Source organism: Trinickia symbiotica, assembly GCF_002934455.1.
Taxonomy (GTDB): Bacteria; Pseudomonadota; Gammaproteobacteria; order Burkholderiales; family Burkholderiaceae; genus Trinickia; species Trinickia symbiotica.
The window spans coordinates 737,170-753,124 of record NZ_PTIR01000001.1 but is presented as its reverse complement, the minus strand read 5'-3'; the positions used below and the strand labels follow the sequence as shown (position 1 = coordinate 753,124).

Here is a 15,955-nt window from a genome sequence, read left to right as displayed (position 1 = left end):
GGCGCCCGGCAATGAAGTCAACGGTAAGCGCAAAAGGATCAATCGGACGGATCATGGAAAAAGCTCTCGATAAACAGGTCGCCCTCGTGACAGGCGCTTCACGTGGCATCGGCCGCGCCATCGCGCTCGAGCTCACGCGCCAAGGCGCGACCGTCATCGGCACGGCGACGAGCGAGGCCGGTGCGCAAGGCATCGGCGAGGCGCTCGCGGCGCAGGGCGGAGCGGGTCGCGGTGTGGTGCTCGACGTGAACGACGGCGCTGCGGTCGAAGCGCTCATCGAGAGCACGGTCAAGGAGTTCGGCGCGCTCAACGTGCTCGTCAACAATGCCGGCATCACGCAAGATCAACTCGCGATGCGGATGAAGGACGACGATTGGGATGCCGTCGTCGATACGAATCTGAAAGCCGTGTTCCGTCTCTCGCGCGCGGTGCTGCGCCCGATGATGAAGGCGCGCGGCGGACGCATCATCAACATCACGTCGGTCGTCGGATCGACGGGCAATCCGGGACAGGTCAATTACGCGGCGGCCAAGGCCGGGGTCGCGGGCATGACGCGTGCGCTCGCACGGGAGATCGGCAGCCGCGGCATCACCGTCAACTGTATCGCGCCCGGGTTCATCGACACCGACATGACGAAGGTGCTGCCCGAGGAGCAGCAGGCGGCGCTCAAGGCGCAGATTCCGCTCGGCCGGCTCGGTTCGCCCGACGACATCGCGCATGCCGTCGCATTCCTCGCGTCGCCGTTCGCCGGGTATATCACCGGCACGACGTTGCACGTCAACGGCGGCATGTTCATGTCGTAACCGAAATCGGGTAACATCCGCGCCTTGGCGTATTTCCCCCTTTCGGGGAGCGCCGTTGCGACGGGTTTTGCCCTATCTTGCGCGTGCTTTTTCGCAGAACCAAACCTGATAAAATGCGCGCACTTGCATTTTTGAACTTCTTTCCCTCGGAGGGGTAATGGACAACATCGAACAGCGCGTCAAGAAGATCGTCGCGGAACAACTGGGCGTCGCCGAAGCTGAAATCAAAAACGAGGCCTCGTTCGTGAACGATCTCGGTGCGGACTCGCTCGACACCGTCGAACTCGTCATGGCGCTCGAAGATGAGTTCGGCATGGAAATTCCCGACGAAGAGGCCGAAAAGATCACCACGGTTCAGCAAGCGATCGATTACGCTCGCGCAAACGTCAAGGCCTGACGCTCGTCGGACCTTTCGCTCGTTTTCGAGCTGGCCACGTCGCGCTCGTCAAGCGCTCGTCAAGCGCGTCACGCCAATGCCAGGTACGGGCTGATGCTGAATTCATAGCCACGGGGCATGCAGGGCCGTTCCCTGCGGCCGCTGTGGCTTTTGCTTTTGTCATTCTATGGAAAAGAGGTTACCGTGAGCCGTCGTCGTGTTGTCGTTACAGGCTTGGGGCTCGTCTCGCCTGTTGGCAATGATGTTGCCGACGGATGGGCCAATCTGGTGGCCGGAAAGTCCGGCATTGCCAACATCACGAAGTTCGATGCGACGAACTTCTCGACGCGCTTCGCAGGCGAGGTGAAGGGCTTCAACGTCGAGGATTATCTCGAGGCGAAAGAAGCCCGCAAGATGGATACGTTCATCCATTACGGCCTCGCCGCCGGCATTCAGGCGATCAAGGATAGTGGCCTCGAAGTGACGGAAGCGGATGCCGAGCGCATCGGCGTCGTGGTCGGCTCGGGCATCGGCGGCCTGCCGATGATCGAAGCCACGCAAATGGAGCTGCACAACCGCGGCCCCCGGCGGATTTCCCCGTTTTTCGTGCCCGCCTCGATCATCAACATGATCTCCGGTCATCTGTCGATGATGTACGGTCTGAAGGGGCCGAATCTCGCGATCGTGACGGCCTGCACGACGGGTCTGCACTGCATCGGCGAAGCGTCGCGGCTCATCGAGTACGGCGATGCCGACGTGATGGTCGCGGGCGGCGCCGAATCGACGGTCTCCCCGCTCGGCATCGGCGGCTTCGCGGCGGCGCGCGCGCTCTCGCAGCGCAATGACGATCCCGCAACGGCGAGCCGCCCGTGGGACACGGGCCGCGATGGCTTCGTGCTCGGCGAGGGCGCGGGCGTCATGGTGCTCGAGGAGTACGAGCACGCGAAGGCGCGCGGCGCGAAGATCTACGCGGAGATCGCCGGTTATGGCATGAGCGCCGACGCTTACCATATGACGGCGCCGCTCGAGGATGGCGACGGTGCGCGCCGCTGCATGCAGGCGGCGTTGCGCAACGCGGGCATCAATGCCGGCGAAGTGAACTACGTCAACGCGCATGGCACGTCGACGCCGCTCGGCGATCTCGCGGAGACGATCGGCATCAAGCGTGCGCTCGGCGAGCAGGCGAAGCGCGTGGTCGTCAATTCGACGAAGTCGATGACGGGCCATCTGCTCGGCGGCTCGGGCGGGCTCGAGTCGGTGTTCACGGTGCTCGCCGTCCACCATCAGGTTTCGCCGCCGACGATCAACATCTTCGAGCAGGATCCCGAATGCGATCTCGACTACTGCGCCAACAGCGCGCGGGAAATGAAGATCGACGTCGCGCTGAAGAACTCGTTCGGGTTCGGCGGCACGAACGGGACGCTCGTTTTCAAGCGCATCTGAGTCGCTTGCCTGGCGGACCCGAACGTTCCTGGGCGCAGCGCGTGCCGCAAGGCATCGCGCTGTCGCGCTCGGTGGCCGTTCGGGCGAGCCTCTTCGTTTTCACGCTGCTCGCCGCGCTCGCGGTTCGGAGCGTCGTCATGCCGCGTGGCGGCGACCTGGCTGCCTTCGCGCTCGCCGCGGCCACCTTCGGTGCGCTCGCGCTTGCAGCGTTGGCTCATGAGCGCCGGCAACCCGCGGCGCTTTCACTCGAGCCCGACGGCATCGCGGCCTATGACCGCTCGGGGCGCTTGCTCGTGCGGGGCCGCATCGTCGGCTGCGCCCAATGGGCGAGCCTGCTCCTCATCATCGCGGTCATGCCGCATGGCGGGGCGCGCCTGTCGAGGCTTCTAGTCGCGGCCGATGCGCTCCCCGCCGAAGCCTTTCGCGAACTGGCCGTGCGGGCGAGGCATGCGGCGATGTAACGACGGTAACCAACGTTACAGCCCATCGGGCATCAGGCGTTGAACGGGGCGCTACAATAGCGGTCCGCAACGCGCCCCCCAAAAGTAAACGGACCATCAGGTGAGCGAAAAAGAGATTGACCAGGTACTGGTCGAACGCGTGCAAAAAGGCGATAAAGCCGCGTTCGAGCTCCTGGTCTCCAAGTACCATCGGAAGATCATCCGGCTGATCTCGCGCCTCGTGCGCGACCCGGCGGAGGTCGAGGATGTCGCTCAGGATGCGTTCATCAAGGCGTATCGCGCACTGCCGCAGTTTCGCGGCGAGTCGGCGTTCTACACGTGGCTGTACCGGATTGCGGTCAACACGGCCAAGAACTATCTGGCCACGCAGAGCCGTCGAGCCCCGACTTCAACAGAAGCCGATGCCGAGGAAGCTGAAACTTTCTCGGACGCCGATCAACTAAGGGATATCAACACGCCCGAGTCGGTGTTGATGAGCAAGCAGATTGCCCAGACGGTCAATGCCGCGATGGCGTTGCTGCCTGAAGAGTTGCGCGTCGCCATCACGCTTCGGGAAATCGAAGGCCTCAGCTACGAGGAAATCGCCGAGATGATGGGGTGCCCGATCGGCACCGTGCGGTCTCGTATTTTTCGCGCGCGCGAGGCAATTGCGGCAAAATTGCGTCCGTTGCTCGATACGCCGGAGGGCAAGCGCTGGTAGCGGCTGCTGCTAGCGGCAGGGGTGCGCCCCGCGGGTGCGACGGGCTACGGGCGGTGCTGGACGGGCGCGCGGAGCGGTTTGATTACGGGTGTTTGCAAGAATTGGGGAGCGTCATGGGGTCGGTATCGAAGGTTTCGCAGGGCTCGCGAGGCGAGCGTTTGTCCGCTTTTGTAGACGGCGAGTGGTTCGATGGAGCGGAACAAGCCGATGCCGTCCTTTCGGGGTTGAGCGGCGCCGATCGGGCCGTCTGGTCCGACTACCACCTGATCGGCGACGCGTTGCGCTCGGATGATCTGGCGGTTCATCCCGCGGCGAGCAGCGCATTCCTGCGCGGGTTCGCCGCGCGGCTCGAAGCGGAGCCGCACGTTCTTGCGCCGGCTGCTTCAGCGGCACCGGCCGCGCGCCGCGACGGTCGCGGCCTCTCGTTCGTCGGCCGGCGGTTCGCGCCGAGTCTCGCGGCTGCCGCGGCCGCGGCCGTGCTGACGTGGATCGTCGTTCCGCAAGTCCAGCATGCCGGCGGGCAGCAGGCGGCGCTGCAAACGGCGGCCGTTCCGGCCCGGCATGATCCGGTGCAAACGGTCGCGATGGCCGGCGGCCACGATTCGTCGAATGCCGGCGAGCTCAACATCATTCGCGACGCCCGGCTCGACGAGTACCTCGAAGCACATCAGCAGTTCGCTCAGCAACCCGTGGTGCCGGGCTCCGCACCGTTCATCCGCGCGGCCGCGCTGACTTCGCAAGGCCAATAAGCTGATGCCGATATCGGGGGTTAGGCGCATCGCCGCAAAGAGTCGGCTGCCGCTCTGGCTGATCTTCGTGGCCGCGTTGCTGTCAGTTGCGCCGCAGGCGTTTGCTCAGGCGGGTGGTACCGCCGATTCGTCGGCCGAGGCCGCGAACCGGCTCGATCGGATTCCGCGCGCCGCGCAGCAGGAGAACTACGAGGGCGTGTTCGTCTATCAGCGCGGCACGTTCGTTCAATCTTCGCGGGTCTCCCATTACGCGGTCCACGGCAGCGAGTACGAAGCGCTCGAAACGCTCGACGGCAAGCCGCGCAAGCTGTTGAGGCACGATGACGACCTCTTCACGTTCGTGCCCGAGCGCCATCTTTGCGTCGTCGAGAAGCGGCAGAACCGCGACGCGTTCCCCGCGCTCTTGAGCGAAAGCGGGCGCGACGTCCTTGCCGTCTACGATTCGAAGATGCTGCCTCCCGATCGCGTGGCCGGCATCGACGCGCAGGTGATCGAGCTCGATCCGAAGGATGCGTATCGTTTCTCATACAAGCTGTGGACCGATTCGAAGACGGGGCTTTTGCTGCGCGCGCAGACGCTCGACGCGAGCGGCCAGGTGCTCGAGCAGATCTCGTTCACCCAGTTGCGGATCGGCGTGCCGGCCCAAAAGGCGCCTATCGCGGCCGGGATTCGTAACACGGCAGGCTGGACGCTCGTGCATCCGCCCGTCGAGCCCGTCGACATGGAAGCCCAGGGCTGGTCGCTGAATCCCGACGTGCCGGGTTTTCGCAAGATTCGCGAGGTGCGGCGGCCGATGGCAGCCCGCGATGCGGGCGATCCGCCGATTCCCGTCGATCAGGCCGTCTTTTCCGACGGGCTCTCCACGGTTTCCGTCTTTGTCGAGCCCACCGAAAAAAATTCACGCAAGGAAGGCGCCGGCGCGAGCGGCGCGACGCACGTGCTCGTCACGCGCCACGGCGATTATTGGATCACCTTGCTTGGCGAGGTCCCTCAAGGCACACTGCAACTATTCGCCTCTGCCATAAAATACAAGGCTGCGAAATAAGCTTTCGATCCCTTTGAGTATTCAGCCGTTCGAGCGCTTCGAGTCCTTTTGCGTCATTCGAAGTATCGGGCGGCGTGGCGCAGCCTTTCGGTCAACGTTTCGGTCCAATCCCCCTTATGAATCACTCGGTGCGCAAATTCTTCGCGGCCGCCGCGCTGCTGGCTTGCCTGCCTTTCATGCCCGAGCTCGCCGCCGCCATGCCGGCCGCCAGCCTGCCCGATTTCACCGACCTCGTCGATAAAGTCGGGCCGGCCGTCGTCAACATTCGGACGACGGCGCATGTTTCGAGCGCGGGCCCGCAGCGCGCGCTTCCGCCGGGCACGGACGAAGGCGACATGTCGGAGTTCTTCCGGCGCTTTTTCGGCATTCCGCTGCCGCAGGCGCCGAACGGCCAAAATGGCCAAAACGGGCAGAACACGCCGCGCGGCGGCCAGAACGACGGCGGGAACGGCGGCAACCAGGACGGGCCCGACAGCGACTCCGAGCAGAATGCCGGGGTCGGTTCCGGCTTCATCGTGTCGCAGGACGGCTACGTGATGACGAACGCGCATGTGGTCGACGATGCGGACACGATCTATGTCACGCTGACCGACAAGCGTGAGTTCAAGGCGAAGCTGATCGGCTCGGACGACCGCACCGACGTGGCGATCGTCAAGATCAATGCCTCGAATCTGCCTACGGTCACAATCGGCGATTCGAACAAGGTGCGCGTCGGTGAGTGGGTCGTGGCGATTGGGTCCCCGTTCGGCCTCGACAATACGGTGACGGCCGGCATCGTCAGCGCGAAGGGGCGCGATACGGGCGACTATCTGCCGTTTATCCAGACCGACGTGGCGGTGAACCCAGGCAATTCGGGCGGGCCGCTCATCGATATGCAAGGGCAGGTGATCGGCATCAACTCCCAGATCTATAGCCGCACGGGCGGATTCATGGGCATTTCGTTCGCGATTCCGATCGACGAGGCCATGCGCGTGGCCGAGCAGCTCAAGGCGACGGGGCGCGTCGTGCGAGGTCGCATCGCTGTCGCGATCGGGCAGGTGACGAAGGACGTCGCCGATTCGCTGGGGCTGCCAAAAGCAGAAGGCGCGCTCGTCAGCAATGTCGAGTCGGGCGGTCCCGCCGACAAGGCCGGCGTGCAGCCCGGTGACATCATCCTCAAGTTCAACGGCGCGCCCGTCGATACCGATACCGATCTGCCGCGCATGGTCGGCGATACGAAGCCCGGCACGCGGACGACGGTGACGGTCTGGCGCAAGGGGCAGTCGATGGACTTGCCGATCACCGTCGCCGAGACACCGTCGGAAAAGACGGCGAAGACGGGCGACCATGAAGCGCCGTCGGCGAAACCGCAGCCGCGCAATCCGTTAGGCGTGACGGTCAGCGAGATCCCGGCCGATCAGCGCAAATCGTTGAAGCTGAAGGGCGGCGTGCAAGTCGAGACGGTAGAGGGGCCCGCTGCGCGCGTCGGCCTGCAAAAGGGCGACATCATTCTGCGCATCGGCGATACGGACATCGGCAGCGCGAAGGATTTCCAGCAAGCCGTCGCGCACCTCGACCCGCAGAAGACCGTGGCCGTGCTCGTTCGGCGCGGCGAGAACACGCAGTTCGTGCCGATGCGCCCGCGCGTGGCGATGGCGCAGAAATGACGCTGAGCTCGCGCGTGCCGACGCCGTCCGCGCCGACGCTCGCGCTCTATAGCCGCGCGTGGTGCCACTTATGCGAAGAGATGCGGGCCGCGCTTGTCCCGCTGGCTGCCGAGCTCGGAGCGAATGTCGAGGTGATCGACGTCGACGCCGAGCCGGCGCTCGTCGCCCGCTATGACGAACTCGTGCCGGTCCTGGTCTTGGACGGCATCGAGCTTTCCCGTTACAGGCTCGACGTCGAGCGCGTGCGTGCCGCGCTCGCGGCTCGGCGCATGGGCGCCTGACGACGGGCCCGTGCGATACCCGCCGCAATACGCCGTCGAGCCCGTCATTTCGGGTAAAATAGGCCGTTTTTCAGTACTCCCGAGGCGTGCTCCGCAGTTCTTCGAGCGCGCCTTTTTCGCTTCGATCGGCACGGCCTGCCTCACCCACTGAATGAATCATATTCGCAACTTCTCGATCATTGCCCATATCGACCACGGCAAGTCGACGCTCGCCGATCGCATCATTCAGATTTGCGGCGGCCTGTCCGACCGCGAAATGGAATCGCAGGTGCTCGATTCGATGGATCTCGAGCGCGAACGTGGCATCACGATCAAGGCGCAGACCGCGGCGCTCAGCTATCGCGCGCGCGACGGCGAGCTCTACAACCTCAACCTGATCGATACGCCGGGACACGTCGATTTCTCCTACGAGGTGAGCCGCTCGCTGTCGGCTTGCGAAGGCGCGCTGCTCGTCGTCGATGCGAGCCAGGGCGTCGAGGCGCAGACGGTCGCCAATTGCTATACGGCGATCGAGCTCGGCGTCGAAGTCGTGCCCGTGCTCAACAAGATCGACCTTCCCGCGGCCAATCCCGAGAACGCGATCGCCGAGATCGAGGACGTCATCGGGATCGATGCGGCCGATGCGGTACACTGCAGCGCGAAGACCGGTCTCGGCGTCGAAGACGTGCTCGAGGCGCTCATCGCGAAGGTGCCGCCGCCGAAGGGCGACCCGCAGGCGCCGCTGCAGGCGCTCATCATCGATTCGTGGTTCGATAACTACGTCGGCGTCGTCATGCTCGTGCGCATCGTCAACGGCACGCTGCGGCCGAAAGACAAGATCCGGCTCATGGCGACAGGCGCGCAATACGGCGTCGAGCACATCGGCGTCTTCACGCCGAAATCGAAGGATCTCGACGAGCTTTCGGCCGGACAGGTCGGCTTCATCATCGCGGGGATCAAGGAACTGACGGCGGCCAAGGTCGGCGATACGGTGACGCTCGCCAATCGGCCCGCCGACGAGCCGCTGCCCGGCTTCAAGGAAGTCAAGCCGCAGGTGTTCGCGGGGCTTTACCCCGTCGAAGCTAACCAATACGACGCGCTGCGCGAGTCGCTCGAGAAGCTCAAACTCAACGACGCTTCGCTGCAGTACGAGCCGGAAGTCTCGCAAGCGCTCGGCTTCGGCTTCCGCTGCGGGTTCCTCGGGCTCCTGCATATGGAAATCGTGCAAGAGCGGCTCGAACGCGAGTTCGACATGGACCTCATCACGACGGCGCCGACCGTCGTCTACGAGGTCGCGCTGAACGACGGCACCACGATCATGGTCGAGAATCCGGCCAAGATGCCCGATCCGTCGAAGACGGAGGAAATTCGCGAGCCGATCGTGACCGTGAACCTCTACATGCCGCAGGACTACGTCGGCTCGGTCATCACGCTTTGCACGCAAAAGCGCGGCTCGCAGATCAACATGCAGTACCACGGCCGCCAGGTGCAGCTCACCTACGAAATCCCGATGGCCGAGATCGTGCTCGACTTCTTCGATCGGCTCAAGTCGGTATCGCGCGGCTACGCGTCGATGGACTATGAGTTCAAGGAGTACCGCGCGTCGGACGTCGTCAAGGTCGACATGCTGATCAACGGCGACAAGGTCGATGCGTTGTCGGTCATCGTCCACCGCTCGCAATCGCAGTATCGCGGGCGCGAGGTGGCGGCGAAGATGCGCGAGATCATTCCGCGCCAGATGTACGATGTCGCGATTCAGGCGGCCATCGGCGCGCACATCATCGCGCGTGAGAACATCAAGGCGCTGCGCAAGAACGTGCTTGCGAAGTGTTATGGCGGCGACATCACACGCAAGAAGAAGCTGCTGGAAAAGCAAAAAGAAGGCAAGAAGCGAATGAAGCAGGTCGGATCCGTCGAGATTCCGCAGGAGGCTTTCCTCGCAATCTTGCGCGTCGAAGACAAATAACGAAGGACCTGACTACATGAACTTCGCGTTGATTCTTTTCGTGCTCGTCGTTTTGACGGGCTTTGCATGGATCGCGGACAAACTCGTTTTCTTGCCGCAGCGGCGTCAAGCCGCTGAAGCCGCCGTCGTGGAGTTCGATCGGCAGCAGGCGCGCGTCGGCGAGCGCTTCGCCGATGAGAACGCTCCCGTCACGCGCGCCCGCCTGCGCGACGAGAAGCTGCGCCAGCCGTGGTGGCTCGAATATACGGCGAGTTTTTTCCCGGTGATTCTCATCGTCTTCCTCGTGCGCTCGTTCGTCGTCGAGCCGTTCAAGATTCCGTCGGGCTCGATGGTGCCGACGCTGCTCGTCGGCGATTTCATCCTCGTCAACAAGTTCGAATACGGGCTTCGGCTGCCGATCACGAATACGAAGGTCACGCAGGGCGAGCCGTTGAAGCGCGGCGACGTCGTCGTGTTTCGCTATCCGAAGGACGAATCGGTCGACTACATCAAGCGCGTGATCGGCTTGCCCGGTGACGTCGTTGCGTACGAAGACAAGAAGCTCACGATCAATGGCAAGCCGGTGCCCGAGACGCCGCTGCCCGATTACTTCGACGAAGAGCGCGTTGGTTATGCGAAGCAGTTCGACGAAGACCTCGGCGACCGCAAGAACGCCATCCTGAACAATCCCGCCGTGCCGCCCTTCATCATCGGTGCCGAAGATTATCCGTATCGCGACAACTGCTCATACAACAACCGCGGTGTCGTCTGCAAAGTGCCGCCGGGCAACTATTTCATGATGGGCGATAACCGCGACAACAGCGCCGACAGTCGCTATTGGGGCTTCGTGCCCGATGCGAACATCGTGGGACGTGCCTTCTTCATCTGGATGAACTTCAGCAATCTCAAGCGCATCGGCTCCTTCGAGTAGCGCCAGGCGCGCGAAGCCGCGTCGGCTCGACGCATCACGCTTTCGTGGTTCGCCATTCGGGGCCTCAGGCGGCCCCGATCCGCTTTTTTCGCGTCCAAGCCCGCCAAGACGACAGGCGAAAGGCGCGCGTTATACTCTGCACATGCCGCTATCTCCGCTGGAAAGCCGGTTGCGCTACGAATTTCGCAATGCGGAATTGTTGCGCCAGGCCCTCACTCACCGCAGTCACAGTGCCTCGCACAATGAACGGCTCGAATTTTTGGGCGATTCCGTTCTAAATTGCGCGGTGGCGGCCCTATTGTTCCAGCGATTCGGCAAACTCGACGAGGGCGACCTGTCGCGCGTGCGCGCGAACCTGGTCAAGCAGCAGTCGCTGTACGAGATTGCTCAGGCCCTCAATATTGCGGAAGGCCTCCGCCTCGGGGAGGGTGAGCTCCGCAGCGGCGGCTTCAGGCGCCCGTCGATTCTCGCCGACGCCTTCGAGGCGATCCTCGGCGCGATCTTCCTCGACGGCGGCTTCGAGGCTGCGCAGACCGTCATCAAGCGCCTTTACGTGCCGATTCTCGATCACATCGATCCTCGCACGCTCGGCAAGGACTCCAAGACGCTGCTGCAGGAGTACTTGCAAGGCCACAAGATCGCGCTGCCGACGTACACCGTCGTTGCCACGCATGGTGCGGCGCACAATCAACAGTTCGAAGTCGAATGCACGGTGCCGAAGCTCGACGTGAAGGTGTCGGGGTCGGGGGCGAGCCGCCGGGCAGCCGAGCAGGCCGCGGCGAAGAAGGCGCTCGAGGAGGTGATGGCGCTGGCGCCGGCGATGGAGGTCAAAGGGAAGCGTTCGCGCGGTTCGCGCGCGGCGAAGCAGGGTGAACCCGACATCGTGCCAGGCGTCAAGGGTGTGCAGGCGGCGCTTGATTTGCGCGCGCCCGATCGCGGCAAGCTTGAAAAAGACAAGGGTTCGCGTGGCGATGCCGACAAGTCCGCGCGCGCAAGCGCGGAAGCGAAAGCGGCACAGCCCGAGGCTGCGGACCGGGCGATGCCCGCCGCGCCGCCTCCCGCGATGATTAGGGCCGCTCACATCGAGCATAAGCCGGCGCTGCGGGCCGATGCGCCGGCTGCGAAGGTCGAAGCAGGCGCAAGGCCCGAATCGCCGACGCCGCAAAAAGCCGAAGGCCCCGGCAAAAGCGAAGCAGCAGCAAAGGCGGAGCCCGTGGCCGGCAAACCGGAATCGGCGCCGCCCCAAAAAGCGGAAGGTGGCGGCAAAGGCGAGGCGACGGCCAAACCGGAAACCGCAACGGCCAAACCGGAAACCGCAACGGCCAAACCGGAAACCGCAACGGCTAAACCGGAAACCGCAACGGCTAAACCGGACGCCGCAGCAGGCAAGCCGGACGCCGCAGCAGGCAAGCCGGACGCGTCGCCGTCCTCGCAGCACGAACCTGAAGGCGGCGGCAAGCGCGCATCGGGCGGCGATGCCGAGCTTGTCTCCGATATCGCGGGCGCGGCCCGGCTCCGTGCAGCCGAACCAGACCATTCCTGAGCGATACGGGCCTTCGCCGCGCGAGAAGCGAAGCGGGCGCCTTTGCTCATACCGGCACTAGAACAGAATGAACGCCTCCACTACTTCAGGTTTTCGTTGCGGCACGGTTGCGATCGTCGGCCGCCCGAATGTCGGCAAGTCGACGCTGATGAACGCGCTCGTCGGCCAGAAGATCAGCATTACGTCGCGCAAGGCGCAGACGACACGTCACCGGATCACCGGTATCCATACATTCGACGACGCCCAGTACGTCTTCGTCGATACGCCCGGCTTTCAAACGCAGCATAGCGGTGCGTTGAACCGATCGTTGAACCGTGCCGTGACATCTACGCTGACGTCGGTCGACGCGGTGCTGTTCGTCATCGAAGCGGGCCGGTTCGGCCCCGACGATCAGAAGGTGCTCGATCTGATTCCGCCATCGGCGCCGACGCTGCTCGTCGCCAACAAGCTCGATCGCATCGCCGACAAGACGACGCTCTTTCCTTTTCTCAAGGCCACGAGCGAGCTGCGCGAGTTCAAGGAAATCGTGCCGCTTTCGGCCAAGCAGCACGGCGATATCGAGCGGCTTTTGGCGACGATCAAGCCGTATCTCCCCGAGGGCGACCCGATCTATGGCGAGGACGACCTCACCGATCGCAGCGAGCGCTTTCTCGCCGCCGAGATCCTGCGCGAGAAGGTCTTCCGCTGGACGGGCGACGAGCTGCCCTATACGAGCACCGTGCTCATCGACAAGTTCGAGGAGGAAGGCCGCCTGCGCCGCGTCTTCGCGACGATCCTCGTCGATCGCGACTCCCACAAAGCGATGATCATCGGTCAGAAAGGGGCGAAGCTGAAGCAGATCAGCACGGAGGCGCGCCTCGACATGGAGAAGCTCTTCGGCGGCCCCGTCTACCTGGAGACGTTCGTGAAGGTCAAGAGCGGATGGGCCGACAACGAGGCCGGGCTGCGCGCCTATGGATACGAATGAAATCTGCATGACTGTCGAAGGCGGTGACGGCGGCGACAGCCGCGACACCGATCGCGATACGGGAGGAGCGGCGCTAACGCCGGCCGAGCCCGAGCCGCGCAAGGGTGCCCGGCGCGCGAACGGGGAGCGGCGCTCGTCCGCTCGCGCATCGGAACATCGCGTCACCGGGCAGCCGGCCTTCGTCCTGCACAGCTATCCGTACCGCGAGACGAGCCTCATCGTCGACATCTTGACGCGCGACCATGGGCGGCTCGCGCTCGTCGCGAAGGGCGCGAAGCGTCCTCATTCGGCATTGCGCGGCGTGCTGCAGACGTTTCAGCCGCTTTCGATCGCATGGTCAGGCAAGTCGGAGATGCGCACGCTGACGGGAGCGGAGTGGGTCGGCGGCATGCTGCCGCTTTCGGGCGATGCGCTGCTCTGCGGCTTTTACGTCAACGAATTGCTCGTCAAGTTTTGCGCGCGGGAGGATCCGCATCCGCAACTCTTTCACCACTATGTCGTCACTCTCACGCGTCTGGGGCATGACGAGCCGGCCGTGCAGGTGCTGCGTTCGTTCGAGCGCGTGCTGCTGCGCGAGACCGGTTATGCGATGTCGCTCGATCGCACGGCGGCGCGCAAGGCCGTGATCGCGCAAGGGCGCTACGTGTTCGACCCCGAGCGCGGCGTGCGCGAGGCATCGGACGATTTTCCGCGCCATTGGCCCGTCGTATCGGGCCAGACATTGCTCGATATGGAGAACGACGATTACCATCGTGCGCAGACGGTGGCGCAAAGCAAGACGCTGATGCGCTTTTTGCTCAATATCTATCTGGGCGGCGCGCCGCTTGCGACGCGTCAGATTCTGATCGACTTGCAAAACCTATGAGCTTCTTTCTGACGTCTCCCGAGGTCATCCATCTCGGCGTGAACATCGACCATGTCGCCACGCTGCGCAACGCGCGCGGAACGACCTACCCGGACCCCATCCGCGCCGCGCTCGCCGCCGAAGACGCCGGCGCCGATGCCATCACGCTCCATTTGCGCGAAGACCGCCGGCATATCGTCGATACCGACGTGCGCGCGCTGCGGCCGCGGTTGAAGACGCGCATGAACCTCGAATGCGCCGTCACGCAGGAGATGCTCGACATCGCCTGCGACGTCCGTCCGCACGACGTTTGCCTCGTGCCCGAAAAGCGCGCGGAGCTGACGACCGAAGGCGGGCTCGACGTGGCCGGCCGCTTCGAAGCCGTGCGCGCGGCCTGCCGCCAGCTTGCCGATGCGGGCTCGCGCGTATCCCTCTTCATCGATGCCGACGAGGCGCAGATCCGCGCCGCGCACGAGGCCGGCGCGCCCGTCATCGAGCTTCACACGGGCCGCTATGCCGATGCTCACGATGAAAGCGAGCAGCGCGGCGAGTACGAGCGGATCGTACGCGGCGTCGAGCTTGGCAACTCGCTGGGCTTGAAAGTCAACGCGGGTCACGGGCTTCATTACACGAACGTGCAGCAGATCGCCGCGATCGAAGGCATAGAAGAGCTCAACATCGGCCACGCGATCGTGGCGCAGGCGATTTTCACGGGATGGGAGAGCGCCGTGCGCGAGATGAAGGCGATCATGGTTGCGGCGCGGCTCGCCGCCATGCACTGAGCCGCGCGTATGGGAATCTACGGTATCGGTACCGACGTCGTTCAGGTGAGCCGCGTCAAGGGTGTCATGGAGCGCACGGGCGGGCGCTTCGCCGAGAAAGTGCTCGGCCCCGACGAACTGCGCGTCTATCACGCGCGCCGGGCGCGCTCCGAGGCGCGCGGTCTCGCTTATCTCGCGACGCGTTTTTCGGCGAAGGAGGCGTTTTCGAAGGCGATCGGCCTCGGAATGCACTGGCCGATGACGTGGCGAGCGTTGCAAACATTGAACGAGCCGAGCGGCAAGCCCATGATCGTCGCATCGGGCGAGCTGGCGGAATGGCTGGCCGCGCGCGGCATCCGCGCCCAAGTCACGGTCAGCGACGAGCGCGATTACGCCGTCTCGTTCGTCATCGCCGAGACGGACACCCCCTGGAACAATCTCCCGACGGAGCAATGAAAAATACTTTGGGACTGGTCATGCTCGACGTCGAAGGGACGTCGCTCAACGACAACGACAGGCGGCGCCTGGCGCATCCGCTGACAGGCGGCGTGATTCTCTTCGCACGCCACTTCGAAAACCGGGCGCAACTGGTGGCGCTGACCGACGAGATTCGCGATGTGCGAGACGATCTCGTGATCGCCGTCGATCACGAGGGCGGACGCGTGCAGCGCTTTCGCACGGACGGTTTCACGGTATTGCCGGCCATGCGCCGCCTGGGCGAGCTGTGGGACAAGGACGTCCTGTTCGCGACGAAGGTGGCGACGGCGACGGGCTTCATTCTGGCCGCCGAGCTGCGCGCTTGCGGCATCGACATGAGCTTCGCGCCCGTGCTCGATCTGGACTACGGCCAATCGCAGGTGATCGGCGACCGCGCGTTTCATCGCGACGCTCGCGTCGTGACGCTGCTGGCGAAGAGCCTCAGCCACGGTCTCGCGCTCGCGGGCATGAGCAACTGCGGCAAGCACTTTCCGGGGCACGGGTTTGCGGCGGCCGATTCGCATGTCGCATTGCCTGTCGACGATCGTCCGCTCGAGGCGATCCTGCGCGAGGACGTGGCGCCTTACGATTGGCTCGGTATGACGCTTGCCTCGATCATTCCGGCCCATGTCATCTACTCGCAGGTCGACGACAAGCCGGCCGGATTCTCCCGGATCTGGCTGCAGCAGATCCTGCGCGAACGGCTGCGCTTTACCGGTGCGATCTTCAGCGACGACCTTTCGATGGAGGCCGCGCGCGCGGGCGGCACGCTGACCGAAGCCGCCGGCGCGGCGCTCGAGGCCGGCTGCGATATGGTGCTCATCTGCAATCAGCCGAGCGCCGCCGAGATCGTGCTCGAACAGTTGCGATATACGCCCTCGAAAGAATCGGCGCGGCGCCTTCAGCGCTTGCGCGGCCGCGGCAAGGCGCCGGCTTGGCACAAGCTCGTCGCGCACGCCGACTATCAGGAGGCGCAGGCGCTTTTGCGGCGCGCGTTCGGTTAG

17 protein-coding genes are annotated in these 15,955 nt (G+C 64.2%); all 17 read left to right on the top strand.

Annotated elements, in window-relative coordinates:
* Nucleotides 1-53 precede the first annotated feature (53 nt).
* Nucleotides 54-803, top strand: a complete 750-nt coding sequence (gene fabG / locus B0G57_RS03410) for a 3-oxoacyl-ACP reductase FabG (RefSeq protein WP_018441577.1) — start codon at nt 54-56, stop codon at nt 801-803.
* A gap of 157 nt (nt 804-960) precedes the next feature.
* Complete coding sequence (gene acpP / locus B0G57_RS03405; RefSeq protein WP_004197638.1) at nt 961-1,200, top strand: acyl carrier protein; 240 nt, start codon at nt 961-963, stop codon at nt 1,198-1,200.
* A gap of 183 nt (nt 1,201-1,383) precedes the next feature.
* Entirely contained in the window at nt 1,384-2,622 is a 1,239-nt protein-coding gene (gene fabF, locus B0G57_RS03400) for a beta-ketoacyl-ACP synthase II (RefSeq protein ID WP_026229826.1), read from the top strand.
* 41 nt (nt 2,623-2,663) lie between these two features.
* On the top strand, nt 2,664-3,083 hold the full coding sequence (locus tag B0G57_RS03395) for a hypothetical protein (protein ID WP_146013373.1): 420 nt from the start codon (nt 2,664-2,666) through the stop codon (nt 3,081-3,083).
* A gap of 100 nt (nt 3,084-3,183) precedes the next feature.
* Nucleotides 3,184-3,783, top strand: coding sequence for an RNA polymerase sigma factor RpoE (rpoE, locus tag B0G57_RS03390; protein WP_018441580.1), 600 nt, complete (start codon nt 3,184-3,186; stop codon nt 3,781-3,783).
* Nucleotides 3,784-3,896: 113 nt separating this feature from the next.
* On the top strand, nt 3,897-4,532 hold the full coding sequence (locus B0G57_RS03385) for a sigma-E factor negative regulatory protein (RefSeq protein WP_018441581.1): 636 nt from the start codon (nt 3,897-3,899) through the stop codon (nt 4,530-4,532).
* A gap of 4 nt (nt 4,533-4,536) precedes the next feature.
* Nucleotides 4,537-5,577 (top strand): MucB/RseB C-terminal domain-containing protein, encoded by a 1,041-nt coding sequence (locus tag B0G57_RS03380; RefSeq protein ID WP_018441582.1) that lies wholly within the window; start codon nt 4,537-4,539, stop codon nt 5,575-5,577.
* A 116-nt stretch (nt 5,578-5,693) separates the two neighbouring features.
* Nucleotides 5,694-7,223 carry a DegQ family serine endoprotease gene (locus B0G57_RS03375; RefSeq protein ID WP_018441583.1) on the top strand — a complete coding sequence of 510 codons (1,530 nt, stop codon included), beginning with the start codon at nt 5,694-5,696 and terminating at the stop codon, nt 7,221-7,223.
* Complete coding sequence (locus B0G57_RS03370; protein ID WP_018441584.1) at nt 7,220-7,504, top strand: glutaredoxin family protein; 285 nt, start codon at nt 7,220-7,222, stop codon at nt 7,502-7,504. Before B0G57_RS03375 ends, B0G57_RS03370 begins: the two co-directional genes overlap by 4 nt.
* A 151-nt stretch (nt 7,505-7,655) precedes the next feature.
* Nucleotides 7,656-9,449: a translation elongation factor 4 gene (lepA, locus tag B0G57_RS03360; RefSeq protein WP_018441586.1), complete on the top strand. Its 1,794-nt coding sequence runs from the start codon at nt 7,656-7,658 to the stop codon at nt 9,447-9,449.
* A gap of 16 nt (nt 9,450-9,465) precedes the next feature.
* A complete protein-coding gene (lepB, locus tag B0G57_RS03355) occupies nt 9,466-10,359 on the top strand; it encodes a signal peptidase I (RefSeq protein WP_018441587.1) in 894 nt (297 codons plus the stop codon).
* Nucleotides 10,360-10,501: 142 nt separating this feature from the next.
* Nucleotides 10,502-11,902, top strand: coding sequence for a ribonuclease III (gene rnc, locus B0G57_RS03350; protein WP_018441588.1), 1,401 nt, complete (start codon nt 10,502-10,504; stop codon nt 11,900-11,902).
* Between the two features lie 67 nt (nt 11,903-11,969).
* Nucleotides 11,970-12,869 (top strand): GTPase Era, encoded by a 900-nt coding sequence (era, locus tag B0G57_RS03345; RefSeq protein WP_018441589.1) that lies wholly within the window; start codon nt 11,970-11,972, stop codon nt 12,867-12,869.
* Nucleotides 12,870-12,876: 7 nt separating this feature from the next.
* Nucleotides 12,877-13,734, top strand: a complete 858-nt coding sequence (gene recO, locus B0G57_RS03340) for a DNA repair protein RecO (RefSeq protein ID WP_223258685.1) — start codon at nt 12,877-12,879, stop codon at nt 13,732-13,734.
* Nucleotides 13,731-14,495 carry a pyridoxine 5'-phosphate synthase gene (gene pdxJ / locus B0G57_RS03335; protein WP_018441591.1) on the top strand — a complete coding sequence of 255 codons (765 nt, stop codon included), beginning with the start codon at nt 13,731-13,733 and terminating at the stop codon, nt 14,493-14,495. The genes recO and pdxJ overlap by 4 nt, the downstream gene beginning before the upstream one ends.
* A 9-nt stretch (nt 14,496-14,504) precedes the next feature.
* Nucleotides 14,505-14,930 carry a holo-ACP synthase gene (gene acpS, locus B0G57_RS03330; RefSeq protein ID WP_018441592.1) on the top strand — a complete coding sequence of 142 codons (426 nt, stop codon included), beginning with the start codon at nt 14,505-14,507 and terminating at the stop codon, nt 14,928-14,930.
* Complete coding sequence (gene nagZ / locus B0G57_RS03325; RefSeq protein WP_026229829.1) at nt 14,927-15,955, top strand: beta-N-acetylhexosaminidase; 1,029 nt, start codon at nt 14,927-14,929, stop codon at nt 15,953-15,955. Before acpS ends, nagZ begins: the two co-directional genes overlap by 4 nt.

Excerpts from the sequence above, each read along its gene's own strand:
- fabG (WP_018441577.1), top strand. The coding sequence starts at position 54 with ATGGAAAAAGCTCTCGATAAACAGGTCGCCCTCGTGACAGGCGCTTCA.
- acpP (WP_004197638.1), top strand. The coding sequence starts at position 961 with ATGGACAACATCGAACAGCGCGTCAAGAAGATCGTCGCGGAACAACTG.
- B0G57_RS03385 (WP_018441581.1), top strand. The coding sequence starts at position 3,897 with ATGGGGTCGGTATCGAAGGTTTCGCAGGGCTCGCGAGGCGAGCGTTTG.
- B0G57_RS03380 (WP_018441582.1), top strand. The coding sequence starts at position 4,537 with ATGCCGATATCGGGGGTTAGGCGCATCGCCGCAAAGAGTCGGCTGCCG.
- B0G57_RS03375 (WP_018441583.1), top strand. The coding sequence starts at position 5,694 with ATGAATCACTCGGTGCGCAAATTCTTCGCGGCCGCCGCGCTGCTGGCT.
- B0G57_RS03370 (WP_018441584.1), top strand. The coding sequence starts at position 7,220 with ATGACGCTGAGCTCGCGCGTGCCGACGCCGTCCGCGCCGACGCTCGCG.
- lepA (WP_018441586.1), top strand. The coding sequence starts at position 7,656 with ATGAATCATATTCGCAACTTCTCGATCATTGCCCATATCGACCACGGC.
- lepB (WP_018441587.1), top strand. The coding sequence starts at position 9,466 with ATGAACTTCGCGTTGATTCTTTTCGTGCTCGTCGTTTTGACGGGCTTT.
- rnc (WP_018441588.1), top strand. The coding sequence starts at position 10,502 with ATGCCGCTATCTCCGCTGGAAAGCCGGTTGCGCTACGAATTTCGCAAT.
- era (WP_018441589.1), top strand. The coding sequence starts at position 11,970 with ATGAACGCCTCCACTACTTCAGGTTTTCGTTGCGGCACGGTTGCGATC.
- recO (WP_223258685.1), top strand. The coding sequence starts at position 12,877 with ATGACTGTCGAAGGCGGTGACGGCGGCGACAGCCGCGACACCGATCGC.
- pdxJ (WP_018441591.1), top strand. The coding sequence starts at position 13,731 with ATGAGCTTCTTTCTGACGTCTCCCGAGGTCATCCATCTCGGCGTGAAC.
- acpS (WP_018441592.1), top strand. The coding sequence starts at position 14,505 with ATGGGAATCTACGGTATCGGTACCGACGTCGTTCAGGTGAGCCGCGTC.
- nagZ (WP_026229829.1), top strand. The coding sequence starts at position 14,927 with ATGAAAAATACTTTGGGACTGGTCATGCTCGACGTCGAAGGGACGTCG.